This window comes from Leeia oryzae DSM 17879 (genome assembly GCF_000376945.1).
Classification (GTDB): Bacteria; Pseudomonadota; Gammaproteobacteria; order Burkholderiales; family Leeiaceae; genus Leeia; species Leeia oryzae.
Window position 1 is genome coordinate 71,354 of the sequence record NZ_AQXU01000022.1, and the last position, 26,715, is coordinate 98,068.

Below are 26,715 nucleotides of genomic sequence, written 5' to 3' on the forward strand. Positions count from 1 at the left end.
TCTGGGTCATCCATGCCGTAACGGCATCAAAGGGGTGGTCAGGTGTCTGAATGCCAGTAGTGCTGCCAGAGAACCGCAGGCGCATGCCAGCATCACCAGCGTCATGGCGTGGTCTGAATAGGGTTGCAGCGCGGCCACGCTTAGACTGGCCAGCGCGCCGAAACCGAACTGGGCAGAGACCGCCAGCGCACTGATCGCGCCAATCTGTTGCTGGTGGCGGCCCAGCAGCGTGGCCAGGCTGTTGGCGTTAATGGCGATGGTGAGGCCGACAAACACCACCACACAGGGCACCAATGCGAACAGGGAGCGGGTATCTGCGATAACCGCCAGTAGCCCGGCCAGACTGGCAATCGTGCTGCCAGCACAGGCAATGGAGAGCGGTGGGTAGCGTTTGAGCAGGCGGGTGTTCCACAGGGTAAAGACCGCCTGACCGACAATATTGGCGCCGAACAGAAAACCAAAATGCCGGCTATCCACGCCAAAACGCTGGATATACACAAAGGCAGAGCCGGTAATAAAGGCAAACATGCCGGCAAAGGGCAGGCTGAGCCCGGTGATCAGCAGCAGGTTGTGCTTGTCTTGCAGCAATGCCGCGTAATGCCGGAGCACGGTAGGCAAACCACCTGCTGCTTTGTGATGGTCCGGCAGGGTTTCCGGCAAATAGCGGTACACCAGCCAGGCGCTAGTCAGCCCTTGCATCGCCAGCAGGATGAACACGGACCGCCAGCCCCACACGCCTGCCAGCCAGCCCCCCAGTAGCGGGGCGATCAGCGGGGCAATCATGGTGACCAGCGCCATTTGCGACAACACATGGGCGGCGTCTTCTTTCTGGAACACATCCCGCACGATGGCACGCGCCATGACGGATGCCGCCCCACCACCCAGTGCCTGCATGACCCGCAAGCCAACCAGCACCTGGGCATCGTTCACCAGTGCGCAGAGCAGGCTGCTGACGACATATAGCAGAATACCGCTCAACAGCAGTGGCTTGCGGCCAAACCGGTCTGATAGCGGGCCATAGAACAGCATGCCGACACAAAATCCCACCAGAAAGGCGCTGACGGTGTGCTGCATGGTCTCTGGCGAGGCATGCAGTGCCAGGCCCATCATGGGCAGATTCGGCAGATACATGTCGATGGCAAACGGCCCGAAAGCCACCAGCAGACCCAGTAGCGCAATCAGCCAGCCATGCGAAATCTTGAGTGCAGGGGTGTTCATGGCATGCATCGCTGGTTTACTTGAAACGGGCATGCACGTTGTTGTGCTTGTAGTTCAGCACCGGGTGCAGCTCGTCTATCTCGAACGACAGTGCCAGATAGCGCTCGGCCATCAGGCCGGCAAAATGCTGTTTGATCATCTCGAACAGATGGTCCCCCACCACTTTGCGGGTGGCTTCATCCCGGCCAGTGCCAATCTTGAGCGTGATATGCACAAAGGCATAGTCTGCCGCTGCATCGGCCATGCGCCAGGTATCCAGCCAGTGAACCCGGCTGCGGATGCCGCCAATCGGGAAGATGCCCGTGTCGGCCATATAGGTGTGTACCTGCTCGAACAGGGCCGGAAAATCTGCTTGCTCGCGCAGGTTATCGGTACATTCGACGATGAAATGCGGCATGGAGGTGTCCTTTTAAACCGGGAAGATGGCGTTCAGCTGGCCGGTGCCGGAGCTCGGGAACAGCTCGGTAATGATCTCGGCTTTGCCCTGGTACTGATCCCACCCCAGCGCGCCCAGCAGCATGGCGGTATCGTGCATTTTGCCCTCGCCATTACAGTAAGCCGCGTACTCCGGCAGCATGGCGCAGAACTCGGCAAAGCGGCCTTGCTTCCAGAGTTCGACTACATGCATGTCAACCTGGCGGTCGAACTCGCGGGTGTAACGGAACATGCCGCCTTCGGCCAGACGGTCGTCAATAAAGGTATGGGAGAGAGACCCGCTGGCAAAAATGGCCACCGTGCCGTCGTAAGCGTCAATGGCGGCCTTCACGGCCTCGCCAAACTTGCGGCTGTCTTCCAGCGCGTGCACCTGGCACCAGCCCGCTACCGAGACCACCTTGAACTGCTGGTCTTCGTTCATGTAGCGCATCGGCACCAGCGTGCCGTATTCCAGTTCCAGGCTAGGGATGTTGTGCGCTTTGGCGCGTACATTGCGCGCAACTGCTTCGCGTGCAATCAGTTCGCCCAGCAATGGATTTCCCGGGTAGCTGAATTTCATGTCGCGGATAAAATGGGGCAGCTCGTTGCTGGTGTACACGCCTTCAAAGCGTTCGCCACAATTGATGTGGTAGGCGCTATTGACCAGCCAGTGGGTGTCAAACACCACAATGGTATCTACGCCCAGTGCGCGGCAGCGGCGGGCGATTTCCTTGTGGCCGTTAATGGCGGCCTCGCGGCACCCCTGGTTCGGGCCGGGCAATTCGGACAAATACATTGACGGCACGTGGGTGATTTTTGCGGCTAGTGCGAGCTTGCCCATGGTTTTTCCTTTTTGTGCTTTGCGTGTGCCAGTGATGTCATCATCGGCATGGTTTGTTTGCTTGTCCCCGTCATCCGGACGAGGACTGGTTTGCATTGCAGACAGTGGCTGACGGCATTGCAAACCAGACTGGGTTCAGTCATCGCGCTGTGCACCGTGTTGGCGGTATCTGCCGGGCAGACATGCGTGTGAAAGCGCAAGTCGGGGCAGAAGCACGCGGGGTGCTATGTTTAGCTGGCTTAGACCGGGAAGATAGCGTTTACCTGACCGGTGCCGGAGCTGGCAAAGTAGTCGGTAATGATCTCGGCCTTACCTTGGTACTGGTCCCACCCGAGCGCACCCAGCAGCATCGCGGTATCGTGCATCCAGCCTTCGCCATAACAGACTTTGGCGTAGGTCGGCAGCATGGCGGTGAACTCTTCAAAACGGCCTTGTTGCCACAAATCCAGCGCGCGCAGGTCAGACTGGCGGTAGAACTCGTCACTGATGGTAAAGAGACCGGCATTGACGTTCTTGTTGTCGTGGATGCGGTGCGACATGGAGCCACTGGCCACAATGGCAACGGTGCTGTCAGAGGCTTCAATCGCTTCGCGGATGGCTTCGCCCACCAGGCGGCTTTCTTCCATCGAACCCCAGGCTACCCAGCCGGCAATCGACACCACCTTGAACGCCGCATCGGTATTCATGTAGTGCATCGGCAGCAAGGTGCCGTATTCCACGTCCAGCGTCGGGATGTTGTGCGCGCGGGTGCTAACGCCTTTGTCAGAAGCGATGCGGGCAATGGCTTCGCCCAGCGCGGTATTGCCTTTGTAGTTGTAAGGCAGGTTCTGTATGAAATGCGGGAACTCGTTACTGGTGTATACGCCTTCAAACTGGCTGGCGGCATTGATGTGATACCCGGCGTTGACCAGCCAGTGGGTATCAATCACGACGACCGTATCCACCCCCAGTGCCTTGGCACGACGACCAATTTCCCGATGACCGTCAATGGCGGTCTGACGACAGCCATGGTTGGGGCCGGGCATCTCGGAAATCAGCATGGAGGGGACGTGTGTTACTTTTGCTGCAAGGGCGATTTTTCCCATGATAAGTGCCTCTCTGGTTGATAAAACAATGCGCTGTAGCACATGCGGCCAGCCTGTACCCATGGGTCAGGCGGGCCTTTATGGTTTGCAACTATGCAACCACCGCGCCTCAGGCACCCCATTTCGGGATCGGATGGCTGCCGTAAGACACGGCCACGTTCTTCGCTTCGCAGAACACTTCGTAACTGTAGTGGTTGCCCTCGCGTCCGGTGCCGGATGCCTTGACGCCACCAAACGGCTGGCGCAAGTCACGCACGTTCTGGCTGTTGACAAACGTCATGCCGGCTTCGATGGCTTTGGCCATGCGCATCACGCGGCCGGTGTTTTCTGTCCACAGGTAAGAAGACAGGCCGTATTGGGTATCGTTGGCAATGCGCAGTGCTTCCTCTTCGGTCTTGAAGCGGATAATGCACGGTACCGGGCCAAAGATTTCGTCCTGGGCAATCTTCATCTTGTTGTCGACATCGGCAAACACGGTCGGTTGCACCCAGTTACCGCCTCGCAGGTGTTCGGCCACATTCGGCGTATCGCCACCAAAGACCAGTGTCGCGCCTTCTTTCTGACCCAGTTCGATGTAACCGTTGACCTTGGCCTGATGTCCCTTGCTGATCATCGGGCCGATGATGGTGTTCGGGTCCAGTGGGTCGCCCACCGTCAGGCGGGCGGCACGGGCCGCAAAGTCCGCCACGAATTTGTCGTAGATACCGTCTTGCACCAGAATCCGAGAACCGGCAGTACAACGCTGGCCGTTATTGGAGAAGATCATGAAAATGGCGGCATCCAGCGCGCGTTCGTAGTCGGCATCGTTAAAGATGATGAACGGCGATTTGCCGCCCAGCTCCATGGAGAACTTCTTCAAGCCGGCCGATTTCACGATGCGGTTACCGGTGAGCGTGCTGCCGGTAAAAGAAATGGCCCGGACATCCGGGTGGCTGACCAGCGGCTCGCCCGCGGTGTTGCCGTAACCGTGCACGATGTTGAACACGCCGGGCGGAATGCCGGCTTCCAGCACCAGTTGCCCCAAGCGGTCTACCGTCATTGGCGATAGTTCGGACATCTTCATCACCGCCGTGTTACCAAACGCCAGGCACGGGGCAGTTTTCCAGGTGGCGGTCATGAAAGGCACGTTCCAGGGGGAAATCAGTGCCACTACGCCTACCGGTGTCCACAGGGTGTAGTTCAGGTGGCCGGTGTCAGAGTCGTAAGTCTCGCCATGCTGATGCTGGATCAGCTCGGCAAAGTAATGGAAGTTGTCTGCCGCGCGCGGAATCAGCGCTTTTTTGGTCTGGCCGATGACCTGGCCACAGTCGTTGGTTTCCATCTCGGCCAGTTCCGGCACGTTCTTGGTGATCAGGTCACCCAGGTTACGCATCAGACGAGCACGCTCTTTCACGGGCGTGGCGGCCCAGCCAGGGAACGCGGCTTTGGCGGCAGCCACTGCTGCGTTGACTTCGGCCTCACCACCGCTGGCCACGTCGGCCAGTACTTCACCGGTCGCCGGGTTGAGGGTCTGGAAAGTTTCCTGGCTGTCTACCTGCTGGCCATTGATCAGATGCTTGATCATCATGCTGCGTTCTCCTTCAACATTTGTTCGTATGCTGCTTCGCTGACAATGCGGTTTGCCAGACGGCCTACCTGTTCCACTTCTACCTCTACCAGATCGCCCGGCTGCACGTCCGACAAGCCTTCCGGCGTGCCGGTGCAGATCATATCGCCGGGGTTCAGGGTCATGAAGCTGCTCAGGTAAGACACCAGAAACGGCACGTCAAAAATCAGGTCTTTGGTACTGCCTTCTTGCCGCAGCTCGCCATTCACATAGGTGCGTAGCGTCAGGTTATGCGGGTCGGCCACGTCTGCGGCATCTACCATCCACGGGCCGATGGGGGTCAGCGTGTCGCGGCTTTTGACGCGCAGGTTAGGGCGGTAGTAGTTTTCCAGGTAATCGCGCACGGCGTAGTCGTTGCACACGGTGTAACCACCTACGTACTGCATGGCGTCTTCACGGCGGACGTTTTTAGCGGTTTTGCCAATCACCACCACCAGCTCGGCTTCGTAATGCATGTATTCAAGGTTATCCGGACGGACCGATACCTGGTTATGACCGGTGAGGGTGTTCGGGCCTTTGATGAACACCAGCGGTTCGGTGGGGGCCTTGAAGTCCAGCTCGGCAGCGTGGTCGGCATAGTTCAGACCCAGTGCAAAAATTGTGCCGCTGGCGGGGGGGAGCCACGTTACATCGGTGGCGTTCAGCCGGGTGCCATCGCTCAGGGTCAGCGCATTGGCATCGTCAACGGTGGCCTGGTACACGCGGTTCTGATAACGGACGGTAGCGTGCTTCATGCGCGGGCTCCTTTTTCTGCCACAACGGTGTTTTCCAGACGGCCGATCTGCTCGATCTCGACAGTGACGGTGTCGCCTGCTACCAGCGCCACGTCCCGCAAGCCGGTGCCGGTGATGATCAGATCGCCCGGTTCCAGGGTCAGGAAGTTGCTGATGTATTCGATCAGGGCCGGCACGCGGTGAATCAGGTCGGCTGTATTGCCGGTCTGGCGCAGTTCGCCATTAACGAATGTTTTGAGGGTCAGGGCCGTGACATCCACGCTGTCTGCACTGACCACCCATGGACCGACCGGGCAGAAGGTATCGCGACATTTGGCCTTGATGGCAGGGCGGTAATAGCTGGTTTCGGCCAGGCTGACTTCGTTGACCACGGTATAACCGGCCACGTACTGCATGGCATCTGCCTGCATAACCTTGCGTGCCTGCTTGCCAATGACCACGCCGAGTGCAGCGCCTGCATAGGCGGTTTCACCGTCTGCGGGGACTTCAATCACCCCCTGATGGGCATTGTGGGTATTTACCGGCTTGAAGAAGTACACCGGTGTCTTGGGCGGCGTTTTGTAAGGGGCTTCCTGCAGAGAAGGCGCCAGACGGTTCATGAGCGGGCGATTGTTGAGGGCCACGCCAATGTAGGTGCCTTCTGTGGCGGGTAGCCACTGGTAATGCCCCGGCTCTGCTGCAGGAGTGCCGCTCGGGTCGACGGCAACGGTCTTGATGATGCCGTTTTGAAGAATCCTTGCCTTTTTCATGCTGTCTGGCTTTCTTTCGATGTCGGATGGGGGCTGATCATTGATCAGGTAATCCCGATAAAGTTAACATGTTAACGTTATACGATCGCCAAAATGAAATGTCAATCAGCTGGCGCATCGGTCTGCCGATATTGGATAGTCATGCTATTGACGCTATAGATAGGCGTTGTGTTAAATTGACACTGTCTTGAAACTGCACCGGTTATCGCTGTTTCAGGGGCATTATTTCCCCTGTCATCGGGGATGGTGATCAGTCAAGATTTAATATGTTAATGATATTGCCTGGGCGGGTGGTCATGCGATGTCAGGTCTTTTAGGGTTTTCACGAGCTGTAGCGCCTTGGCCGCCCGTCAGTATTCTGCCGGCGCGGCGTTTTTTTGGAGGCATTCATGCTGGAAGCAAAACAGGTACTCACGCTCAGTGCAGAGACTGCCAATGCGCTGGTAACCGCGGCGCTAGCGCGTGCGCAACAGGATGGGCTGAATGTCTGTGTGGCGGTGGTGGATCATGCCGGACATCTGCTGGCATTTTTGCGTAGCGCGCAGGCGCCTTTGCATTCCACTGATATCGCCATTGATAAAGCCTATACCGCAGTCAGTTTTTCCAGAGCGACCCATCTGTGGGAGCCGCGTCTGGCAGAAGCGGGCCAGATGCTGAAAATGGGTCTGGCCAACCGTCCGCGGTTTGTCGGGTTTGGGGGCGGTTACCCGATCATGATCAGCGGCATGGCGGTAGGCGGTATAGGGGTTTCTGGCGGGACAGAGACACAAGACATGGTCTGTGCAACGTTTGCGCTGGATCTGGTCAGTGCCGGCGGAAAAGTTACGCGGTAGCGTCTGCTGTCGTGTGGGTGGGTATCGGATGAGCAGCAAGTCTAGCCGCAGTTTGATGCCGGTCAATTATCTTAATGAATGGTGGCTGTCGGGGTATAAGACCATGTTTGATGATATGCATTATCTGGCCCTAAGGCATATATTTACTGACTTTTCTGGATTTGGTGCTATCATTTTATTTCGATATGAATAAAAAGCAAACGCAATGAAAAAACTGCATACTTCACTGACCATCGCCCTGTTAAGGGCCCGTGAGACGACCATGGGCTTTTTTCGCCCTTTGCTCAACAAGCACGGCCTCACAGAGCAGCAGTGGAGAATCATGCGGGTGCTGGCCGAGAAGAACACCATGGAATTCCAGCATCTGGCCGATCTGACCTGCATCTTGCGTCCCAGCATGACCGGCATTCTGACCCGCATGGAAAGGGATGGACTGGTCATCAAGCTCAAGCCGACATCAGATCAGCGCAAAATCTACGTCGCCCTGACCGAGCACGCCCAGCAGATGGTCGAAAACATGGCAGATGAAGTTGCAGAAGCCTATCGCCAGCTGGAAGACCAGTTAACAGTAGAAAAAATTGACCAGCTGATGGCCTTGCTGGAAGAGGTCAGCCAGCTCAAGATACCAGAGCAGGAAGACGATACTCAGGAAACCGAAGCTGCCTGAGCCAGACACGGGCGGGTGGCAAATGGTTAACGCAAGCAATGTCTAATCCGACAATCCCCAATATCGATATTGGCAAGGTCTACGACCATCAATACGACGGGGCGGAAGTCCATTACGAATCCTTCGGGCGTATGGCCGACTTTTTTGGCCGGACTACCGCCGCCCATCATCACGACCGCTTTTATCAGATCCATTTTCTGGATTCCGGCTATATCCAGCTGCAGCTGGACCAGCAGTTTTACCTGGCCCGGGCACCGCTGGTATTTTTCACCCCGCCAGCCATTCCGCACGCGTTCTCGACTGAGCCGGTGGCAGAAGGCCATGTGCTGACCATCCGCCAGGACATTATCTGGGACATGCACACCGGCATAGCCAACGCGTTTCCGGCCGTCTACCTGCAGCAACCGTTCTGTCTGGAAGCCGCCCACCTGTCTGTATCCGGGCTGAAAGCTTTTGATGACATCCGCGCGCTGGTCAACGTGCTCAAAACCGAATTCCAGTCGCAGCACACCGGGCGCTCGTTTGCCCTGAGACAACTGACACAGTACATCGTGCTGGCCCTGTGGCGACTGGCGCCCAATTCCTCTGTGGCCCAACAGACCGGACGCGACGACACCCGCCTGTTTCTGCAGTTTACCAAGCTGGTAGATGCCCATTACACCGAGCACTGGCCCCTGAAAAACTATGCGGACCAGCTGTGCATTACCGAGGCGCGTCTGAACGAAGTCGCCCGCCGCGTGGCCAATCTGTCTTCCAAGCAACTGGTGTTCGAACGCCTGATGCTGGAAGCCAAACGACAATTGCTGTTTGCATCGTCCTCCGTGGCCCAGGTAGCGTACCGGCTGGGCTTTAAAGATCCGGCGTACTTCAGCCGCTTTTTTACCCGCCAGGCCAGCATGACGCCGCTGCAATACAAACAGGTCTCCGCAGAGAAAATGTCCCGGCTGGCCATTGCGCAAGATCCACCCGCCTGATCTGCCCGATGCCAGATGTGCCACCGCTTAACTTCTGGCTCATGCATGCTAAAATCTGTGCTTATCCTGGCCGGCCTTGCCGAAGATTGTCCAATTCCAGAGAGCATTTCATGAGCAGCGAACTACAGATCGAAGACATCATCGTGGGTGACGGTAAAGCGGTGGTTAAAGGCGCCCTGATCACCACCCAGTACAACGGGTATCTGGAAGACGGGACCAAGTTCGATTCGTCTTACGACCGTGGCAAGCCATTTCAGTGCGTCATCGGCAGCGGGCGGGTCATCAAGGGCTGGGATCAGGGCCTGATGGGCATGCGGGTCGGCGGCAAGCGCAAACTGTTTGTCCCTGCACACCTGGGTTATGGCGAGCGCCAGGTTGGCGCACATATCAAACCTAACTCCAACCTGATTTTCGAAATCGAACTGCTCGAAGTGCTGACCCGGGACGACTGATCTTCTATTGTCTTGCCTTGGGTGGCGTTAGCCTGGCACTGCCGGTTTTCTCCCGGCCAGCTGCTTCAGGCACGCCATCCACCACCCGGGCTGATCGGTCCGGGACATACTGCCAACCTGCAAGGTGTCGTTCATGCAGTAGGCAATATTCCCGCAATCATGGGCACAAAATGGCGCTGCCACCAGCGTGAACGCATCCGTATGCCCTGCATCACTTTTGATGCACGCCAGCTGATAGTGATACCCGTCTTTCCAGACATTGTCTTCCGTCTCTGATGTGGGGATCACCGATGCAATATCCGGCCCCAGTTCCGCAAACCGGCACGCATAGCCTTTCTCCGGATGTTGTTCGGCATAGACTTTCTGTGCCTTGCCCAATGCCATCACCGTTTGGCGTGCACGCGCCTCCTGTTTGCGGAGCTGCGATTCGCCAGCCCAAGGGATAGTGATAAGCGCCACAATGGCTAATAGCAGCGCAGCCGGCTTTACCACTGCGACATAACCAGTCAGAAAGCGCCTGCCCACCCAGCAGCCCAACCACGTGGGCAGTAGAATGAACCCCGCTATCAGAATGACCTCGAACGGCAACATCTGGTGAGAGCAGGTAAACACATCCGGCTTGGCTTCAGAAAGCACCAGATGCAGCAGCCAGCCACTGCCATAACCTTTCCCGCCGTCTGTCAGTATCCGGCGCTGCATGCCATGTGCGCCGGAGAGAATCCCCAGCAGAAACAGCACTACCAGCTGCACAACCATGGCAGATTCATTGCCACTGCAAGCGCCGGGTGTCGGCACCAACGGTAACCAATAGCTTGTCAGGCCAATGGCAAACGCAAGGCTTTGGGTTCTGAACGAGAGCTTGGGAGGTGAGGCGTCATTTTGCATGATGCATGCACGTCATGTGGCCGGATACGCTTCATGATAGTCCGGATGGGGCGGTATTGCAGAGAGAATGTGCCGCAGAAATGCAGTACAAATATTCGCTGTTTCCTGCATTCTCTAAAGTGTATTGATTTTGCAGGAAACATTTTCCAAAGGTCAGGTGGTGGGGATGTGCGTCATACCTTAAAACACCAACTGCCAGGACATGGCCCTGAATTGCGATATGCCGTGAGATACCGGTTCCATGCCATCAATGCGCATGCTGGTGGCGGTCACCCAGACCACGTGTGCAGAGACCATTTCGCACAGCATGGTGCGGCCATCTGCAGACCAGGCTTGCGCCATGGAGTCCATGGCGCTCCAGGTAATCGACCCTTCTACCAGTTCCGGGTGGTGAATGGCGCGTCCGTCCTGGTCAATCAGTTTTGCAAATTTTGGCATGTCACGTCTCGGTCATAAGGTGGATGGGGTTCTGTTTCGCGCCATTATCCACTGTCAGGCGCCTTTCCTTCAAATTTGCTGGCTACGGGTTATACCCGTCTTGTCATGCACACCAGGTGGCATTGCCCAGCGCCTTGGCCAGAAAATCGATCAGCAGGCGGACTTTGGCAGAGACATATTGCCGGCTGGGGTAGACCGCATAAATGCCGAATTCGGCTGATCGGTATTGCGGTAGCAGTTCAATCAGGGCGCCGCTGCGCAAATCGTCCTGCACCAGAAATGACGGTTGCAGGATGACGCCTTGGTCCCGTAACGCAACGGCCCTGCAGGTGTCGCCGCTATTGGTGCGCAGGGTAGGGTGAACCTGCACGCTGGTTTTCCCCTCCGGGCCTTCCAGGACCCAATGTTCCCCCATGGTCAGCAGGCTGTATGCCAGTACGGTATGGCTGGCCAGATCAGCCGGGTGGCTAGGCGCACCATGCTTGGCCAGATAACCCGGTGACGCGCACAGAATCATGCGGGTACTGGCCAGCTTGCGGCTGATGAGGGTAGAGCTGTGAAGGCTGCCGATGCGTACCGCCAGGTCATAACCTTCTTTGACCAGATCAACCACCCGGTCCGACAGGGTGACATCCAGCGTCACCTTGGGGTTTTGCACCATGAAGTCTGACCAAAGCGGAGCGAGATGCAAGATGCCAAAACTGACAGGCACATTGATCTTCACCAGCCCGCTGGCTTGGGCAGAGCTGGCCGTAATTTCGGACTCGGCTTCTTCCAGTTCATCCAGCAACACCTTGCACCGTGCGTGAAATGCGCGCCCTTCCTCAGTGAGCGACAGCTTGCGTGTGGTCCGGTGCAAAAGCCGCACCCCCAGACGCTGTTCCAGATCGGCCACATAGCGTGAGACAGCCGCTTTAGACATGTTGAGCGCATCTGCCGCCCGGACAAAACTGCCAGTATCCACCACGGACGCAAAGGTCTGCATTTCCAGAAATTTATCCATTTGTCTCGCTTTCAGGAACAATCAATCCCATTAAGCCATGTTTATCTTCTAGGTTGCAACGACTAAAGTTGAGTCCAAGCCTTAAGCGTAACCAGCCGGTTGCCAGAAAGGCATCTCAAACCTTGAAAGGAAATGGTATGAAAGTTCTAGTGATTGGTGCAGGCAATATGGGTTCCGGCTTTGTGAAACAACTGAGTGCAGCCGGGCATAGCGTAAGCGTCACGGCACGAGATATTGCAAAAGCCACAGCGGTAGCAAGCCAGTTTGCCAATGCCAAGGCAGTCGCGGCCAGCAATGCGGCGGAAGGACAAGATGTCGTGATTCTGGCTACCGGTTATGGGGATGCGGCCGCTGCATTGCAGTCGGTTGGCAGTCTGCAAGGCAAAGTGGTAGTTGATATTACCAACCCGCTAACAGCCGACTACATGGGCCTGACCATTGGCCATAGCACCTCTGCGGCAGAAGAAATTGCCAAGGCAGCCCCTGGTGCACTGGTGGTGAAAGCGTTTAACACCGTGTTGGCACAGGTATTGGCGCAAGGCGCATCGTTGGCAGACGGCAGCAAAGTGACCGTCTTTGTGGCGGGGGATAGCGATACCGCCAAAGCCACCGTCAAGTCGCTGGCAGAGAGCATCGGCTTTGCTACCAAAGATGCAGGCGGCCTGAAAAATGCCCGCTATCTGGAACCAGTCGCCGGCCTGAACATTTATTTCGCTTACGGGGCAGGGCACGGTACGGCCATTGCGCCAGCATGGCAGGGTTTTTAACAGGTTCTTAAGTGGTAGAAAGCTGCTGAATATTGCCCCATTGCCGACGACAGGTTGGCAATGGGGTTTTGCCATTAAGCGGTCTATTGATCAGTTGCTAAAGCGCTAATTGGCACTGGTATTTTGCAGTACCAGCCCTGGTGCCTGCTTGTCCATGGACTTGGGGCGGGCGTATTAGCGGCCCATGTATCCAAGATAATCCGCACCGCCAGAACGGATGCACGCAGGTGCACATCCTGGGTATCTGCAACCTGGCAGTATCCCCAGCACCATTCCAAATACCGGATAAATCTAAAAGTTGTATTGCTGATGCAACATACCGCATAATGAAATATTCAATGTGTCATTTTGAGTCATTCGCATGCTGCTCACCAAATTTACGGATCTTGGACTGCGTATCCTGCTTTATCTTACCCATCAGGAGCGTGATCTTCCTGTGACTATCGGGGAGATTGCACGTCAGTTTGAGGTGCCGCATAACCATTTGATCAAGGTGGTGAACCGTCTGGGCAAACTGGGCTGGATTCAGGCTACCCGTGGCAGAACGGGGGGGCTCAAGCTGTCCGTCAATCCGGCATCCCTGATGCTGGGAGATGTGATCGCCCAGCTGGAAGGGCATACGGAGCTGATCAATTGTGCAGCCCAGCCGTGTGCGCTGCACGGCAACTGCCTGCTGAAATCTGCGCTGGATGATGGTTTGCGTGCGTTTTATCAGCAAATGAATCGCTACAGCCTGACCGATGTGACAAAAAATCCGACCGGAGAAATCATCATCCGCATGCACCACCAGTTTGTTGGTGGCGCGTCTGTACCCGTGTCTCCATTGTCTTCTTGATCCTGATGGCGGTGTTTACCGCATCGGATGCCTTCTTTTGTCTATTTCCTTAGCTGACTAACTTTTTAAGTTGCATCTTATTTACAACTTAAAAAGTTGCATGTAGGATGCAGCTTTTGTGGGGCGGCTAGCCATACAGTTACCGCCACCCTTGTCAAAAAAACAGAACAAGGCACCTTTCCATGAATGTCCTCGCAATCCTGTTGTCTGCCTTCATCATTGCCATCATCGGCTTGATGTTCTTCATCTGGTCACAGCGCAAAAGTCTGGTCGATGGTGGTGATGCTGCAGCACGGGTTATCTTTGGTGCTGATGAAGTCGGTACCATCGAAGATCCGTCTGCCACACCTGCCAACCGCAAGATCCAGCAAACCCATCTTTATTCACACACTGCACCTGGCCACCGGATCAGTGACGAAGACCTGCAGGTTCGCATTCGTGCGGACCAGTCGAGCGCCCGTGTCACGCTGGCATTTTTCTGTATGGCCATTTTCTGGTTGCTGGTCGCATCGGCGTTCGGGCTGATCAGTTCCATCAAGCTGCATGAGCCGGACTGGCTGACGCAATCTCAATGGCTGACCTTTGGCATTACCCGCACGCTGCACCTGAACGTGGTGGCCTATGGCTGGGCGCCCATGGCGGCGCTTGGTGTATGTAACTGGATGCTGCCACGCTTGCTGAAAACGCCGCTGGCTGGCGCACGTTACGCCATTGCCGGGTTGATGATCTGGAATGCGGCGTTAATCGCCGGGCTTGTCGGGATTGCCAACGGTTACAACACTGGGCTGGAATGGCTGGAAATACCGTTGCCAATTGCCGTCTGGCTGGCCATTGGCGGTGCCTTGATCGGCATGCCGCTGGTGGTGACCCTGCAGCAGCGCAAAGTGGCGCATTTATATGTATCGGTCTGGTACATGGGGGCGGCGCTGTTCTGGTTTCCGGCGCTGTTGATCATCGCCAAACTGCCCATCCATCACGGGATCGAGCAGGCGACTGCCAACTGGTGGTTCGGCCACAACGTACTTGGTTTGTTTTATACGCCATTGTCCCTGGCCTCCATTTATTACCTGCTGCCAAAAGTCATCGGCAAACCGGTCGAGTCTTATAACCTGTCGCTTGTCGGTTTCTGGACGCTGGCATTTTTCTATGGGCAAGTGGGTGGTCATCATCTGATCGGCGGGCCTGTCCCTGGCTGGCTGATTGCACTGTCGATTGTGCAAAGCATGATGATGCTGATACCGGTTGCTGCATTTTCCATCAACCAGCATCTGACAATCCGCGGGCACTTCCATATGCTGAAGTATTCTCCCACGCTGCGTTTTATTGTCCTGGGCGGCATGATGTACACGCTGAGTTCCGTGCAAGGTTCTTTCGAAGCGCTGCGCTCGATGAATACCGTCACCCATTTCACGCACTTTACGGTTGCGCATGCCCATCTGGGGCTGTACGGCTTTGTCTCGCTGGTCATGTTTGGTGCCATTTATTTCATCATGCCGCGCATTACCAACTGGGAGTGGCCATATCCGGGCCTGATTGCGCTGCATTTCTGGCTGGTTGTCCTGGGGTTTGCCATCTATTTTGTAGCCTTGACCTCGGCCGGCTGGATGCAGGGCAAGTACATGCTTGATGCCAGCCGTCCTTTCATGGATTCCGTCCATGTAACCCAGCCCGGTCTCATCGGGCGTTCGATTGGCGGTGCCATCATGACCCTGGGGCATCTCGTTCTGGCGGTGCATTTTGTATTGATGCTGCGCCGTTCTGGCCCCAGACGTGAGTCTGCAGCCATTCTGAATCAGGCATCTGCTTAATCCGAGGTCATCATGCATAGCGAAACGAAACTCCTTGTCGGCAGTTCTGTGATTCTCAGCCTGGCGATAACCGCACTCGTTGCACTCCCTTATCTGCAAGAAGAAGACAGCCATCCGCCTGCCGGACTGATGCCGTATACGGATCAGCAACTGCGCGGGCGGCAGGTATATATCGAAAATGGCTGCATTGCCTGCCACTCCCAGCAGCCTCGTACCCGTTTGCAGGCCCCCGACTTTGATCGCGGCTGGGGCAGGGCATCGACTGCCGATGACTATTTCTATGACAAACCCACCCTCCTGGGGACCATGCGTACCGGTCCGGACTTGTTCAATATCGGGGCACGCCAACCCAGCAAGGACTGGCATCTTGGCCATCTTTACCAGCCAAGGGCGTATACCCAGGGCAGCATCATGCCGGCTTATCCTTTCCTGTTCATACTGAAGAACAAGGCATCGCCGGGCGACACCGTGGTCAATTTGCCGCCAGCCCAGGCCATACCGGGGAAGGTCGTCATCGCCAGACAAGAAGTGCTGGATCTGGTCACGTACCTGCAGGGAATGGATCACACCTATCCAGTCGACAAGCTGCCTAACCTCCCTGAGGTGGATAAGGGCACATCCGGCCAGACATCAACGGGGAGCAAATGATGAAGAAACTGACGGAGAAACCCCGGGCCCAAACCCGCGAGAATCCTGACCCGGAAGAACAGATCCGCCCCGTGCCGTGGGTATTGCTGATCGGCATTGCCATTCTGTTTACCTGGGCGGTTGTCTACATTGCCACCACTGATCTGACCGGGCCGGCAAACTGGGGGGACCAGCGTACGCTCGCGGACCTTGGCAAACCGGCCGGGCAGAAAGTAGATGGCGCGGCGCTGTTTACAGCCAATTGCGCTGCCTGTCATCAGGCATCCGGGACAGGTGTACCTGGCGTATTTCCGCCATTGGCCGGCTCAGAGTGGGTCAATGGAGAACCCAAGGTCATCGCGCAGATTTTGTTGCATGGCATTAATGGCCCATTAACCGTCAAAGGGGCTACTTACCATGGGCAGATGCCAAACTTTGGTGGCAAATTCAAGGACGAAGAAATCGCCGCGGTGCTGACGCATGTCCGTAGTCAATGGGGCAACCAGTCTCCGGCGGTTGATACGGATACCGTGAAAAATGCCCGGGAGACGTCTAAAGACCGAACACAACCCTGGAATGGCGATCAGGAGCTGAATGCCCTGAAAACCAGATAATCCGCTTCCAGATCATGGGCAGAACCTTATTCTTGACCTTGGCGTTACTGGCGGGAGCCCTAATGGCCGCTAGCGCATGTACCATGGGGTTTCGCGTATGGACATCAGAGTCTGCCAGGCGCTTGTCCGTTCGCCAGGCGCCGCCAGCGGTACCCGCTACCGCGCTGACGTTGACAGATGGTACGCCGGTGGTACTGGACCAGTGGCTGGCGGCACAGCGCCGGGTAACCATTGTCAGCTTCATTTACACGCGTTGTAACAGCTTGTGCACGGTACTGGGGAATGAATTCCAGCAATTGCAGGCCCGGATTGTGGAGCTTCATTTGCAGCATCGCGTGCAGTTACTGAGCATCAGTTTTGATCCGCAGGGAGATACGCCAGACCGGATACGCACTTACGCCCGTGCCATGGGGGCGAATCCGGCCATATGGCAGTTTGCACGGGTACAGCGTGCAGCTCAGTTGCAGCATCTGCTCAATGCCTTTGGCATCGTCGTGATACCTGATCAGCAAGGCGGGTATGTACACAATGCCGCGTTGCATCTGCTAGACCGGCATGCCCGGCTTGTGGATATAGAAGATCTGGATGCGATACAGCAAACGCTGATCAATGCGGAGGCACTCCCTTGAAACGTTTGATTTCCCTGGCAGATGCATGGGCCGGCAAACCTGCGCTGGCACTGTGGGCCGGGGTACTGTTGATGGGGGCAGCCATTGTCGGGCATGCTGTTCTGGAAGCCAGTATGGTGCTGCACATGCTGGTACAGTTTCCCTTGCTGATGCTGGGGGCTGCGCTGCTTGTGGATGCACTGCCTGCTACCAGCCGGAACAGACTGGGTAGTTTTAACCAACTAGGGATTTCCGGCCTGACATTTGCGGTCTTGATCAGTAGCGTATGGATGATTCCAAGAGCGCTTGATCTGGCCGTGCAGGTGGGTTGGGTGGATGGATTGAAAATACTCACGTTACTGCTCGCCGGCATGGCTGTCCGGCTTTCATGGCCCAGGGCGGTACTGTCATTACAGGCTTTTTTTCTGATTGGCTGGGCCATGATGACCGCGACCATCGGCCTTCTGTATCAGGAAGTCCCCATGCGCCTTTGTACCAGCTATTTGCAGGATGAGCAGACCAATGCCGGGATAGGGCTGGTGGCCTTGTCGGGGAGTCTTGTACTGGTCTGGTTTGGTCAGAGCCTAAGGCGCAAATCCTCAGTCTGACGACACATCCAGTTATCCTGACCTTGCCGTGCACGCTGCTGCACGGTGTCCGTTTTTGTCCCTGTGAGCACGTTAATTAAGTTTTATTAAGCTTCGTATTTTGGGGTGTAATAGGATGTGGTTCATCTCTACTCCCCCCGGTAGGAGCGCCGCTGTCATTCTATGATGACCCTCATCCCCCTGATTTACCCGTCAGAAAGCCCGTTCACAAGCTGGCACCTTGAACGTAACGTCCCCTTGGATGACGACTACACGTCAACCATGACCCGTTCCGGAGGGCAACCATGCAAATAAAAACGGATTGCAAACAGGGTCTGGCATTGCTGGCATTGTCAGGCAAGTTCGACTTTACGGCACGTTCACAGTTTGAGATCGCCTGTCAGCAGCTATTACGGCAGGCCGTGGTCAAGCGTATCCACATTGATTTTGCAAATGTGGATTTTCTGGACCGGTCCGGCATTGGCCAACTGCGGCTATTCAAGGCGCAAGCTGATGCGGCAGGCAAACCGGTGGCACTGTTGAACTGCAAAGGCCTGGTGCTGACCATCATGCAAGTCGGGCATCTGGACCAGATGTTCAAGATGGAAACCCCGGTCGCACCAGCATGCATGGAATACGCGTAGCGATCTGGCGCATAGCGCAGCGCCCGGATATCAGCTGCGCATCACCCCTTTAAAATGGTTTCTACCAGTGACGCCACATGTGCTGCTTCTGCAAACGTAGCGAGTGGCGTCGGCTGGCCAGCCAGCAACAAGTCCAGTGCATCCAGTTGTCCGGCATGCCAGTCGTCAGATTCGATCACGTCGTTGCCGAAATGGCATTCACCCCAGTTGCGTAACGACGCCGTCGCCTGTGTACCGACAAAGGTCAGTGCATTGTCATCGTCAATGTCGCCGGCAATGGCACCATCGACCGTCAACATAACATCTCCAAAGCGGATACGGGCCTGTACGGTATCCTCGCAGCCTGCCGCAGTTCGGGTCAGCAGGCTGGAAACAACCTCGCCCGGCCCCAGAATGCGCTGTGCCAGAAACAAAAAGTGCGAACCGACTTCCCGCAGGTAGCCACCATCTTGCGCCCCCGTTAACCAGCTGGCTGCGCCTTGCTGCCAGGGACGCGGCCAGCTGGCAAATCGCAGGTGCAGACGGGCTTCCCGAATTTCCCCCAGAGCCCCCGAGCTGACCAGATGTTGCAGGTGATGGCTGGCAAGGTGGGTAGCAAACGGGAAGTTTACCGCTTGCCGCACACCGGCGTCTTCAACGGCCCGGGCCAGGGTGGCGGCTTCCGTCAGGTCATGTGCCAGCGGCTTTTCACAAAACACCGCCTTGCCGGCGCGCAGACAGGCATACACGGCTTCGGCATGAAAACGGGGCGGGGAGGCGATATAGACGACCTGCACATCCGGATGTTCACAGACCTCGCGGATCGAACTGACGATGGGGATATCCAGACCGTTCACCACGCCAGGGTCGAACCCGATGACGGGCGTAAACTGTCCGTGCTGACGCATGGTGTCCAGCATGTTGCGGCCCATTCCGCCCAGTCCGATAAATCCGACTCCCCACATGGCACTGCTCCTTTTGGTCATCCGGCAGGTGTTACCGGCTACCACCAGATTATGCCTGCGGGGCCAGAGGGCGACAACGCTACTGGTTTTGCGGGGTAAGGTAGATGCTTTTGCTGCAGAAACAAAAAGAGCATGTCACCGTATGTACCGTGACATGCTCTAAGGGAAGGGCTAGCGTTGTGATCAGTCTGCGGCAAGCAACTTCTGCAATGCCTGGCTGGCATCCCGCATGCAGTTGATCTGCGCGGGCGTGATGCGAATATATCGCCGCACCGCAGGGAAGGTTGCGACCACTTCACTGCCGCCAAAATGCTCGATCACCAGCCGGATACCACTGGCATCGCCCATTAACTGGCAATGCTTGAAATCCAGTGGCATCAGGGCAGTTTGCACCTTGTCTGACACCTGCATTTTACGGATCAGCGATGCCGTGACGGGCGTATTGCCCCCCTTTACCGTGTAGACAAGGCCGGTGCGCTTGATGGCCCCCCCATGGCGGATATCGATGCGGAACGGGGCAACAGGCCTGTCTGACACGCTAAACGAGAATTCACTCACCACCGTATGCGCAAACAGCAGGGGTTCGATCTTCTCTTTCAGTTCGCCAGAGAACGTACCGTCCTTGCTGGCAAAACGCACATGCGACAAAGACTGCTGGTCAAACTGCATGTCGCCCAGATTGCGCATGACTTTTTGCAGCGTGGCGCCTACCCGGTATGCCTTAGGCTGCTTCGGAGCCCAAAACTGCCGCATTGTTTGCAGAACTGCCATGGAGAACCTCCGCTTTTCCAAATTCTTCTTCCAGTACGGTTTCGATATCTACCGGCTTGAACGGGTTTTGTTTCTGCACAACCACGGTCCAGAACAGCGCGTAGATCGCCGTGATGCCCAGAATAATGCCGAACGGTACAAACACGTCTGCACGGGTCATGCCGGGTGGTGCGATATACCACATGGCAATCAGGATACCCACGGTAGAGATGATTTGCGGAATCGGGAAGAACGGTGACTTGTACGCGCGTGGGAAGTCCGGGCGGCGAATCCGTAGCGATACGACTGAAAGTGTCACCAGAATGTAGGCCAGACCCCATGCACACACAGCTGCCAGTACCAGGGCAAAGATGCTGTCCAGGTTACCATCCAGATAAATGGCGTAAGAGGTAGGCATCAATACCGCCACCAGAATACCAACCCAAGGGGTCTTGAAGCGCGGGTGCAGGTAGGCAAAGAATTTAGGCAAGGCACCGTCCAGCGCCATCCCGTAAATGATGCGGGGCACCGCGGCAACCAGCGTGTTGATACAGGCACCACCGGCAAACAGCAGGCCCAGACCCAGCCAGATGCGGCCAAAAGGTCCCATCACGTGTTCAGCAAATGCCGGGATGGCCATCGGGGTATCCAGCAGATGAGCACCGTTCGGGTTTTTCGGGTCCATCGGGGTGTTTTCTACCTGGCGCAGTACCGCCATCCCGTACAGGAACATGCACGATGCCACACCCACCAGGCCAATGCCCATGGCGCGTGGCAGGGTTTTGGACGAGTTCTTCAGTTCTGGTGCCAGCGGGGTGACCAGTTCAGACCCCACAAACATGAACATGGCCAGACCCACCAGACTCAGGATGGCTTCCGGGTCGGCAAACGATAGCGGCGAGCCGAACAGGCTGTCCAGCTTGACTGCCGGCGCTTCCAGTACACCCGCCAAACCAAAGATGGTCAGCGTTGCCCACATGCCAAAGGTTAGAATCACTTCAACCTTGCCAAACACATGGATGCCAAAAGCGTTAAGAATGCCAAACAGGCAGACCAGACCCACACCCACCATCCAAGAGCCACCATGCGCTTCCATCACGCTGTTCATGTGCTCAAAGTTCACCAGCGCCATGATCCCGGACAGAATCGTCTCGGAGGTTCCGGCAAACAGGTGGACAATCAGGTAGGCAGAAATGGTCCCGACAATGGCGAGGAAGCGCCCCAAGCCGCAGGCGATATAGTCGTAAGTCGAGCCGGAGGTCGGCAGGATGGCGGCGGCCTCTGCAAAGGTGGTGGTCTGCGCCAGCATCATGATCAGCGCAATGACCATGGCCAGAGCAAAAGAACCGCCGCCCATGCCAAAGCCGCTGGTCGCGGTCAGAATTACCGGGCTGGCCATAATCACCCCCACCGAGCTTGCAAGCGCGGTGGGGAACCCGACTACCCCTCTTTCGAGATGAGCCTCTAGTTTTTTGTGCAGCGTCATTGTTCTCTCTCCTGGCAATGAACCCGTAGGTTGCAACTTGGTACAACGATATTGACCGGATACCACCTGCTTTTCTGTGTGACAGGCTTTATCCGGTCGCTGTGCTGAGCGTTTGCAACCGGGCGTTTGCACCATGTTGTCACAGCTTAATGCAACAACAGCACGTGTGCTAATTCCGTCCGGTTTTTTACGTCTAATTTTTCAAATACATGCGCCAGATGGGTTTTGACGGTAGGCAGTCCAATCCCCAGCCGTCTGGCAATGTCTTTATTGCTGGCTCCCTGGCAGACCAGGCCGGCAATATGCTGCTCGCGCTCGGTCAGGCTGGCAGCCCCTGTCGATGAATGCATGCCGGAAATGGTCTCGGTACTCATTTCCAGAAAACCTTGCAAGCGGTTCAGTAGCTGCAATTCATCCTGGCCAAACATGCCCAGTGTCATGTCCCGCAGCAAAGACAGCCCAAATCTGGGTTGTCCCTGGCTGCCTACAAAGACTTCGACAACATCCGCCATCTGGTAAGGTGACAAAAAACGCTGCCGGTAATGGTTGACTGCCAGCATGCCGGGCTGGCTTTCTGCAATCGGAACCACCCCTTGCCCCCGATAGCATCTCGCCGGATGCAAGGGGTCCAGCTGCTGGTACTGACCCAGATAGGTCTGGTGCATGTCCTGACGCATGTGCTGCAAAATGTAATCAGAGGGCTGAAGATTGGCATCAATCCGGTAAAATACACTGGCAGATACGGGCAGTACCTGACCGAGTGCACGCATGCAGCGGGTTGCAGTCTCTACATAAGACGATTGAAAACGGTTCATCATCCCTCCGATCTGGCGCCTTCAACCACAAGGCGCCGTCCCTGCCTTATTTCAGCGAGATTTTCGAGAAGCCGGCGTCCAGTGCTTCTACAATTTTCTCGATCTGTTCTTTCTGGATAACCAGCGGTGGAGACAGGATGATTTTGGTGCCGACCGGACGTACAATCACGCCGGCTTCGCGTGCCACTTCTGCTACCGCATTGGCGTAACCGCTCATCGGGTCTACCGGCTCACGGGTGGTTTTGTCGGTGACCAGATCCAGCGCCACCATCAAGCCCTTGCCGCGCACTTCGCCTACCGCTGCAAATTTCTTCTCGAACGGTTTGAGCAGCGACATCAGGTATTCACCCTGAGCGGCAGCATTACCTGGCAGATTTTCGTCCCGCACGATCTTCAGGTTGGCAATGGCGGCGGCGCAAGCTACCGGATGCCCAGCGTAGGTATAGCCGTGGAAGATGGCACCAGAGAAGTCCTGGTTGGCAGCAAATGCAGCTTCAATCCGCTCGTTGACCACGGTGGCACCCAACGGGATATAACCGGAAGAAATACCCTTGGCCAGACACATGATGTCCGGTTTAACGTTCCATAAACGGCTGCCAAACATGCTGCCGCTACGGCCAAAACCGGTCACGATCTCGTCAGCAATCAGCAGGACGCCGTATTTGTCACATACTTCACGAATCAGTGGCCAGTAAGTGGCTGGCGGCACAATCACGCCACCCGCACCCTGAATCGGCTCGGCAATAAAGGCCGCTACCGTATCCGGGCTCTGGAACAGAATTTCGCGTTCCAGCATGGCGGCGCAGATTTTGGCCAGTTCTTGCGGGTCTTCGGTGAACGGGTTGCGGTAGGTCCATGGGGTTTCTACATGGTAGCAACCTGGCAGCAGGGGTTCGTAGCTGCGACGGAACACGGTATTACCATTCACAGAAGCGCCACCAAAATGCGTACCATGGTAACCCTGTTTCAGCGAAATAAACTTGGTGCGATCTGGCTGGCCGACCACTTTCCAGTATTGGCGTGCCAGTTTCAGGGCGGTTTCTACGGCATCAGAACCACCGGAGCTATACACCACGCGGGCCATGCCTTCGGGCTTGAGCATGTTGATGATGTCGGCAGACAGCTCTTCTGCACGCGGGTGACTGATCCCGTCAAACAGCTGAAAGTACTCCAGCTCTTCCAGCTGGTCGGTAATCGCTTTTTTCACTTCTGGGCGGTTATGGCCCACGTTCACGTTCCACAATCCGGCAACACCATCCACCAGCTTGCGGCCGTTTTCATCAAACACAAAACAGCCATCCCCGCGCACAATGCGAATAGGTTCACGGCGTTTCATCTCGTTAGGGTGCAACATCGGGTGCCAGAACTTGGCTTGATCGTATGACATGATTTATTTCTCCTTCAAAGGCGAACAGGGGGCTGTCGGTTAGTACGCAATGCACACGGATTTGAGTTCGGTAAAGTTTTCGACGGCACCGCGCCCAAATTCGCGGCCAACGCCAGACTGTTTGTGGCCGCCAAACGGCATGTTAGGGTCGAGCGGGATATGGCTGTTGACCCACACCGTACCCGCCTGGATTTCCGGCACCACATGCATGACGGCAGACAGGTCGTTGGTCCAGACACTGGCGGCCAGACCGTAAGGGGTGTCATTGGCCAGCCGGATGGCTTCTTCCGGGGTATCAAACGGCATGGCCACCAGTACCGGGCCAAACACTTCTTCACGCACCAGCGTTTTGCTGTGATCCACATTGATCATTACGGTCGGACGCACAAAGTAACCCGGCATGTCTGGCGCGTAACCACCAGCCACCACGGTTGCGCCTTCCTGACGGCCGATATCGATGTATTTGCAGACGGACTGCTGCTGGCGTGCAGAGACCAGTGGGTTGATCTGGGCGGTTACGTCCATGCCGGCACCGACCGTCATCGAGTCTGCTGCAGCGGCCAGACCTTCGACAACCTGTTCAAACTTGCTGCGATGGATATACAGGCGGGATGCCGCGGCACAAACCTGGCCCTGGTTCAGGAAACCGCCCATCATGGCGCCCTGAATGGCTTTTTCAACCGGTACATCGCCAAAAATGATCATCGGGTTTTTGCCGCCCAGTTCCAGCGAGAAGCGGGTCATGTTATCCACCGCTGCATGGCCCACGGTCTTGCCGATCTCGGTCGAACCCGTGAATGAAATCTTGCTGACCAGCGGGTGGCTGGCCAGTGCCTGGCCGGCTACGCTGCCGCGGCCCGTCAATACGTTAACCACACCGGCCGGAATGCCGGCTTCCAGTACCAGCTCGCCCAGACGCAGGGCGGTCAACGGGGTTTCGGTAGAGGGTTTCAGGACAATCGTACAGCCAGCGGCCAATGCCGGAATCAGCTTCCAGATGGCAATCATCAGCGGGAAGTTCCAAGGCACAATCCCTGCCACCACGCCCACCGGTTCGCGGCGGGTGTAGGCGGTATAGCGCGCACCTTCCGGTACCGGAATGGAAACATCCATGGTTTCGCCGGTAATCTTGGTTGCCCAGCCTGCCATGTAGCGAACATATTCGATTGCAGCACCGACTTCGATGGCGCGGGAGATGTGAATGGACTTGCCCTGGTTCAGGGTTTCCAGCTGGGCCAGTTCTTCGGCGTGTGCTTCCAGTACATCGGCCAGTTTCAGCAGCATGCGTTCGCGGTCAGCAGGGCGGGCCTTGGACCATACGCCAGAGGTGAATGCGCGATGAGACGCCTGCACAACGTCATCCACATCCTGCGCATCGGCATCGGCAACCGTAGAAATGACTTCACCGGTGGCCGGGTTACGCACATCAATGCGTTTGCCAGCCCGGGTCGACGCAGACTTGCCATCTATCAGCAAACCATGTTGTTTCTGCAAAAATGCATTTACTTCGCCCAGAACGGGTACCAGATTTTGTGTCATCTCTACGTCTCCTAGAATCTTTCCGACAGGTCATTGGCCAGTCTGTTACTGACGGTGGCAGCATCTGGCAAGTCTGTTCATCAACTGGCGCAATGCGTGCTGCTGTTTGTAGGAGTGAATGTACTTCTTGTGCAGAAAATGCTTTATCCCAAATTGGCAAAGCGAGCTTTTCTGAAGATGGAAACGGTTGGGGGTGGCAACGCGCAAAAAATGGCTGGTCAAAAATGACGTGTATCAGGCTATTGCATCTGTTGCGACAACGTTATACATTAACTCATTAATAAATTAATAAAAAAATGATGAACTGCCTTTTTTCAGCGGGATGGCCGCCACAGGTCAAACCGAAAGAAACTTTGTAGTATGCTTGCAAAAAAGTGCACGATTTCACACACGCGCAATACCAGAGGATGCACATGTTTACCGAATCCAGACAGTTTGAAGATGCCCAGCAGCATGCCATCGCGGTACCCAGCTGGAAGCAGACTTACGACCAGATCACGGCCGGGCGCTTTCACAGTTCGCTGTCGCATGTCACTGTCGGGGACCTGAGCATTTTCAGAGAATTGCTGAATCAGCGGGTGGTGCAGTATGGCCAGGCACCGGCTCGCATGCTTAACTTCTGCATTCCGCTGAGCGTGCCGGGGGCGTGTTCGTTGCAGGGGCGCCCTGTTACGCTAAACTCGGTGTTGGTGCTGGGGGGAGGGGAGGAGTTCGTATTTCACTTACCGCCTAACGTCGATTCCATTCAGGTGTCTGTCCCTTATACGGATATCGAGATTCTGGCGCCAGAACTGGCCGAGCACCTGACCACCAGCCGTCAGCGCCATCCAGTCATAGAAGTACCCGATAACCGGATGGAGCCTGTTCGGTGCATGCTGACAGACGCCTTTGAGCAGGCGCAGGAAAACCCGGATCTGCTTGGCTTTGCGGGTACGCAAAAGCTGATTCGCCACCAGTTCATTTCCTTGCTGCTGGATTTGCTGAACGAGGTCACCACGGGCGCTCGCCACAATATCACCCATGCCACGCACAGCGATATCGTCAAACGCAGTCAGTCCATTGTGATGGCCAGCCCGGAGGAGCCCGTTACCGTGCTGGATCTCTGCCATACCCTGAGAGTCAGCCGCCGCACCCTGCAAAACAGTTTTCAGCTGATTACCAATACCACGCCAGTGGATTATCTGCGTTCCATCCGCCTAAACGGTGTACGGCGCATGCTGTCCAACCCCGCGACGGCAAACAACGCCGTACGCGAAGCGGCCGGGTACTGGGGGTTTTATCACTTGGGGCATTTTTCACGCGATTACAGTCGGCTGTTCAACGAGCTACCATCCGAAACGCGCGCCAAAGGCCTGGCTGCGCAAGTCAACATCAAATTGTCCTGATTGCAAATATTCGGTGCTTA

30 protein-coding genes are annotated in these 26,715 nt (G+C 56.2%); 14 read left to right on the top strand and 16 right to left on the bottom strand.

The genetic code is table 11. The features are described 5' to 3' along the window. Nucleotides 1–6: 6 nt before the first annotated feature. From F552_RS0109065 to F552_RS0109095, 7 genes are all read right to left on the bottom strand, one after another. A complete protein-coding gene (locus F552_RS0109065; RefSeq protein WP_026182552.1) occupies nucleotides 7–1,218 on the bottom strand; it encodes a Bcr/CflA family multidrug efflux MFS transporter in 1,212 nt (403 codons plus the stop codon). A 16-nt stretch (nucleotides 1,219–1,234) separates the two neighbouring features. After that, nucleotides 1,235–1,615, bottom strand: coding sequence for a tautomerase family protein (locus F552_RS0109070; protein WP_018151421.1), 381 nt, complete (start codon nucleotides 1,613–1,615; stop codon nucleotides 1,235–1,237). A gap of 12 nt (nucleotides 1,616–1,627) precedes the next feature. Beyond that, entirely contained in the window at nucleotides 1,628–2,473 is an 846-nt protein-coding gene (gene hpaD / locus F552_RS0109075; protein WP_026182553.1) for a 3,4-dihydroxyphenylacetate 2,3-dioxygenase, read from the bottom strand. A 239-nt stretch (nucleotides 2,474–2,712) separates the two neighbouring features. After that, nucleotides 2,713–3,558, bottom strand: coding sequence for a 3,4-dihydroxyphenylacetate 2,3-dioxygenase (gene hpaD, locus F552_RS0109080; RefSeq protein WP_026182554.1), 846 nt, complete (start codon nucleotides 3,556–3,558; stop codon nucleotides 2,713–2,715). A 109-nt stretch (nucleotides 3,559–3,667) separates the two neighbouring features. After that, nucleotides 3,668–5,125, bottom strand: coding sequence for a 5-carboxymethyl-2-hydroxymuconate semialdehyde dehydrogenase (hpaE, locus tag F552_RS0109085; protein ID WP_018151424.1), 1,458 nt, complete (start codon nucleotides 5,123–5,125; stop codon nucleotides 3,668–3,670). Further along, nucleotides 5,122–5,898 (bottom strand): fumarylacetoacetate hydrolase family protein, encoded by a 777-nt coding sequence (locus F552_RS0109090; RefSeq protein WP_018151425.1) that lies wholly within the window; start codon nucleotides 5,896–5,898, stop codon nucleotides 5,122–5,124. The genes hpaE and F552_RS0109090 overlap by 4 nt, the downstream gene beginning before the upstream one ends. Further along, nucleotides 5,895–6,647 carry a fumarylacetoacetate hydrolase family protein gene (locus F552_RS0109095; RefSeq protein ID WP_018151426.1) on the bottom strand — a complete coding sequence of 251 codons (753 nt, stop codon included), beginning with the start codon at nucleotides 6,645–6,647 and terminating at the stop codon, nucleotides 5,895–5,897. The genes F552_RS0109090 and F552_RS0109095 overlap by 4 nt, the downstream gene beginning before the upstream one ends. 389 nt (nucleotides 6,648–7,036) lie before the next feature. On the opposite strand from F552_RS0109095, the gene F552_RS0109100 reads away from it, so the two are divergent. The 4 genes from F552_RS0109100 to F552_RS0109115 all read left to right on the top strand — a co-directional run bounded on the left by F552_RS0109100 (nucleotide 7,037) and on the right by F552_RS0109115 (nucleotide 9,573). Beyond that, nucleotides 7,037–7,480: a GlcG/HbpS family heme-binding protein gene (locus F552_RS0109100; RefSeq protein WP_018151427.1), complete on the top strand. Its 444-nt coding sequence runs from the start codon at nucleotides 7,037–7,039 to the stop codon at nucleotides 7,478–7,480. 205 nt (nucleotides 7,481–7,685) lie between these two features. Next, entirely contained in the window at nucleotides 7,686–8,147 is a 462-nt protein-coding gene (hpaR, locus tag F552_RS0109105; protein ID WP_018151428.1) for a homoprotocatechuate degradation operon regulator HpaR, read from the top strand. Between the two features lie 38 nt (nucleotides 8,148–8,185). Next, a complete protein-coding gene (gene hpaA, locus F552_RS18950) occupies nucleotides 8,186–9,121 on the top strand; it encodes a 4-hydroxyphenylacetate catabolism regulatory protein HpaA (RefSeq protein WP_018151429.1) in 936 nt (311 codons plus the stop codon). Between the two features lie 110 nt (nucleotides 9,122–9,231). Then, entirely contained in the window at nucleotides 9,232–9,573 is a 342-nt protein-coding gene (locus F552_RS0109115; protein ID WP_018151430.1) for an FKBP-type peptidyl-prolyl cis-trans isomerase, read from the top strand. Nucleotides 9,574–9,600: 27 nt separating this feature from the next. Here F552_RS0109115 and F552_RS0109120 read toward each other — a convergent pair whose 3' ends face one another. The 3 genes from F552_RS0109120 to F552_RS0109130 form a co-directional block, all read right to left on the bottom strand. Beyond that, nucleotides 9,601–10,458, bottom strand: a complete 858-nt coding sequence (locus tag F552_RS0109120) for a hypothetical protein (protein WP_018151431.1) — start codon at nucleotides 10,456–10,458, stop codon at nucleotides 9,601–9,603. A 180-nt stretch (nucleotides 10,459–10,638) separates the two neighbouring features. Continuing rightward, complete coding sequence (locus tag F552_RS0109125; RefSeq protein WP_018151432.1) at nucleotides 10,639–10,896, bottom strand: hypothetical protein; 258 nt, start codon at nucleotides 10,894–10,896, stop codon at nucleotides 10,639–10,641. 103 nt (nucleotides 10,897–10,999) lie between these two features. Next, nucleotides 11,000–11,899: a LysR family transcriptional regulator gene (locus F552_RS0109130; RefSeq protein ID WP_018151433.1), complete on the bottom strand. Its 900-nt coding sequence runs from the start codon at nucleotides 11,897–11,899 to the stop codon at nucleotides 11,000–11,002. Between the two features lie 137 nt (nucleotides 11,900–12,036). On the opposite strand from F552_RS0109130, the gene F552_RS0109135 reads away from it, so the two are divergent. From F552_RS0109135 to F552_RS18965, 8 genes are all read left to right on the top strand, one after another. After that, nucleotides 12,037–12,666 (top strand): NADPH-dependent F420 reductase, encoded by a 630-nt coding sequence (locus tag F552_RS0109135; protein ID WP_018151434.1) that lies wholly within the window; start codon nucleotides 12,037–12,039, stop codon nucleotides 12,664–12,666. 361 nt (nucleotides 12,667–13,027) lie between these two features. Continuing rightward, entirely contained in the window at nucleotides 13,028–13,501 is a 474-nt protein-coding gene (locus F552_RS18955) for an RrF2 family transcriptional regulator (protein WP_018151435.1), read from the top strand. 182 nt (nucleotides 13,502–13,683) lie between these two features. After that, on the top strand, nucleotides 13,684–15,309 hold the full coding sequence (locus F552_RS0109145; RefSeq protein WP_018151436.1) for a cbb3-type cytochrome c oxidase subunit I: 1,626 nt from the start codon (nucleotides 13,684–13,686) through the stop codon (nucleotides 15,307–15,309). A 12-nt stretch (nucleotides 15,310–15,321) separates the two neighbouring features. Then, nucleotides 15,322–15,957: a cbb3-type cytochrome c oxidase subunit II gene (locus F552_RS0109150; RefSeq protein WP_018151437.1), complete on the top strand. Its 636-nt coding sequence runs from the start codon at nucleotides 15,322–15,324 to the stop codon at nucleotides 15,955–15,957. Then, nucleotides 15,954–16,550: a c-type cytochrome gene (locus F552_RS0109155; protein WP_018151438.1), complete on the top strand. Its 597-nt coding sequence runs from the start codon at nucleotides 15,954–15,956 to the stop codon at nucleotides 16,548–16,550. The genes F552_RS0109150 and F552_RS0109155 overlap by 4 nt, the downstream gene beginning before the upstream one ends. Nucleotides 16,551–16,612: 62 nt before the next feature. Next, a complete protein-coding gene (locus F552_RS0109160; protein WP_018151439.1) occupies nucleotides 16,613–17,179 on the top strand; it encodes an SCO family protein in 567 nt (188 codons plus the stop codon). Further along, nucleotides 17,176–17,766, top strand: coding sequence for a hypothetical protein (locus tag F552_RS18960; RefSeq protein WP_018151440.1), 591 nt, complete (start codon nucleotides 17,176–17,178; stop codon nucleotides 17,764–17,766). The genes F552_RS0109160 and F552_RS18960 overlap by 4 nt, the downstream gene beginning before the upstream one ends. A 284-nt stretch (nucleotides 17,767–18,050) precedes the next feature. Then, complete coding sequence (locus tag F552_RS18965; RefSeq protein WP_018151441.1) at nucleotides 18,051–18,389, top strand: STAS domain-containing protein; 339 nt, start codon at nucleotides 18,051–18,053, stop codon at nucleotides 18,387–18,389. 41 nt (nucleotides 18,390–18,430) lie between these two features. Here F552_RS18965 and F552_RS20060 read toward each other — a convergent pair whose 3' ends face one another. The 6 genes from F552_RS20060 to F552_RS0109200 form a co-directional block, all read right to left on the bottom strand. Next, complete coding sequence (locus F552_RS20060; protein WP_018151442.1) at nucleotides 18,431–19,333, bottom strand: Gfo/Idh/MocA family protein; 903 nt, start codon at nucleotides 19,331–19,333, stop codon at nucleotides 18,431–18,433. 183 nt (nucleotides 19,334–19,516) lie between these two features. Continuing rightward, nucleotides 19,517–20,104, bottom strand: coding sequence for a DUF3156 family protein (locus F552_RS0109180; protein ID WP_083917465.1), 588 nt, complete (start codon nucleotides 20,102–20,104; stop codon nucleotides 19,517–19,519). Continuing rightward, entirely contained in the window at nucleotides 20,055–21,569 is a 1,515-nt protein-coding gene (locus F552_RS0109185; protein WP_018151444.1) for an APC family permease, read from the bottom strand. Before F552_RS0109185 ends, F552_RS0109180 begins: the two co-directional genes overlap by 50 nt. Nucleotides 21,570–21,715: 146 nt before the next feature. After that, nucleotides 21,716–22,384 carry a helix-turn-helix domain-containing protein gene (locus F552_RS0109190; RefSeq protein ID WP_026182557.1) on the bottom strand — a complete coding sequence of 223 codons (669 nt, stop codon included), beginning with the start codon at nucleotides 22,382–22,384 and terminating at the stop codon, nucleotides 21,716–21,718. A 46-nt stretch (nucleotides 22,385–22,430) separates the two neighbouring features. Next, nucleotides 22,431–23,771, bottom strand: coding sequence for an aspartate aminotransferase family protein (locus tag F552_RS0109195; protein ID WP_018151446.1), 1,341 nt, complete (start codon nucleotides 23,769–23,771; stop codon nucleotides 22,431–22,433). A 39-nt stretch (nucleotides 23,772–23,810) separates the two neighbouring features. Continuing rightward, nucleotides 23,811–25,310, bottom strand: coding sequence for an aldehyde dehydrogenase family protein (locus F552_RS0109200; protein WP_018151447.1), 1,500 nt, complete (start codon nucleotides 25,308–25,310; stop codon nucleotides 23,811–23,813). Between the two features lie 33 nt (nucleotides 25,311–25,343). On the opposite strand from F552_RS0109200, the gene F552_RS0109205 reads away from it, so the two are divergent. Together F552_RS0109205 and F552_RS18975 are read left to right on the top strand one after the other, a co-directional pair. Then, complete coding sequence (locus F552_RS0109205) at nucleotides 25,344–25,538, top strand: hypothetical protein (RefSeq protein ID WP_018151448.1); 195 nt, start codon at nucleotides 25,344–25,346, stop codon at nucleotides 25,536–25,538. Between the two features lie 185 nt (nucleotides 25,539–25,723). Next, the gene (locus F552_RS18975) at nucleotides 25,724–26,695 is read left to right on the top strand and encodes a helix-turn-helix domain-containing protein (protein WP_018151449.1); all 972 of its coding nucleotides are present in this window, start codon (nucleotides 25,724–25,726) and stop codon (nucleotides 26,693–26,695) included. Nucleotides 26,696–26,715: the final 20 nt, after the last annotated feature.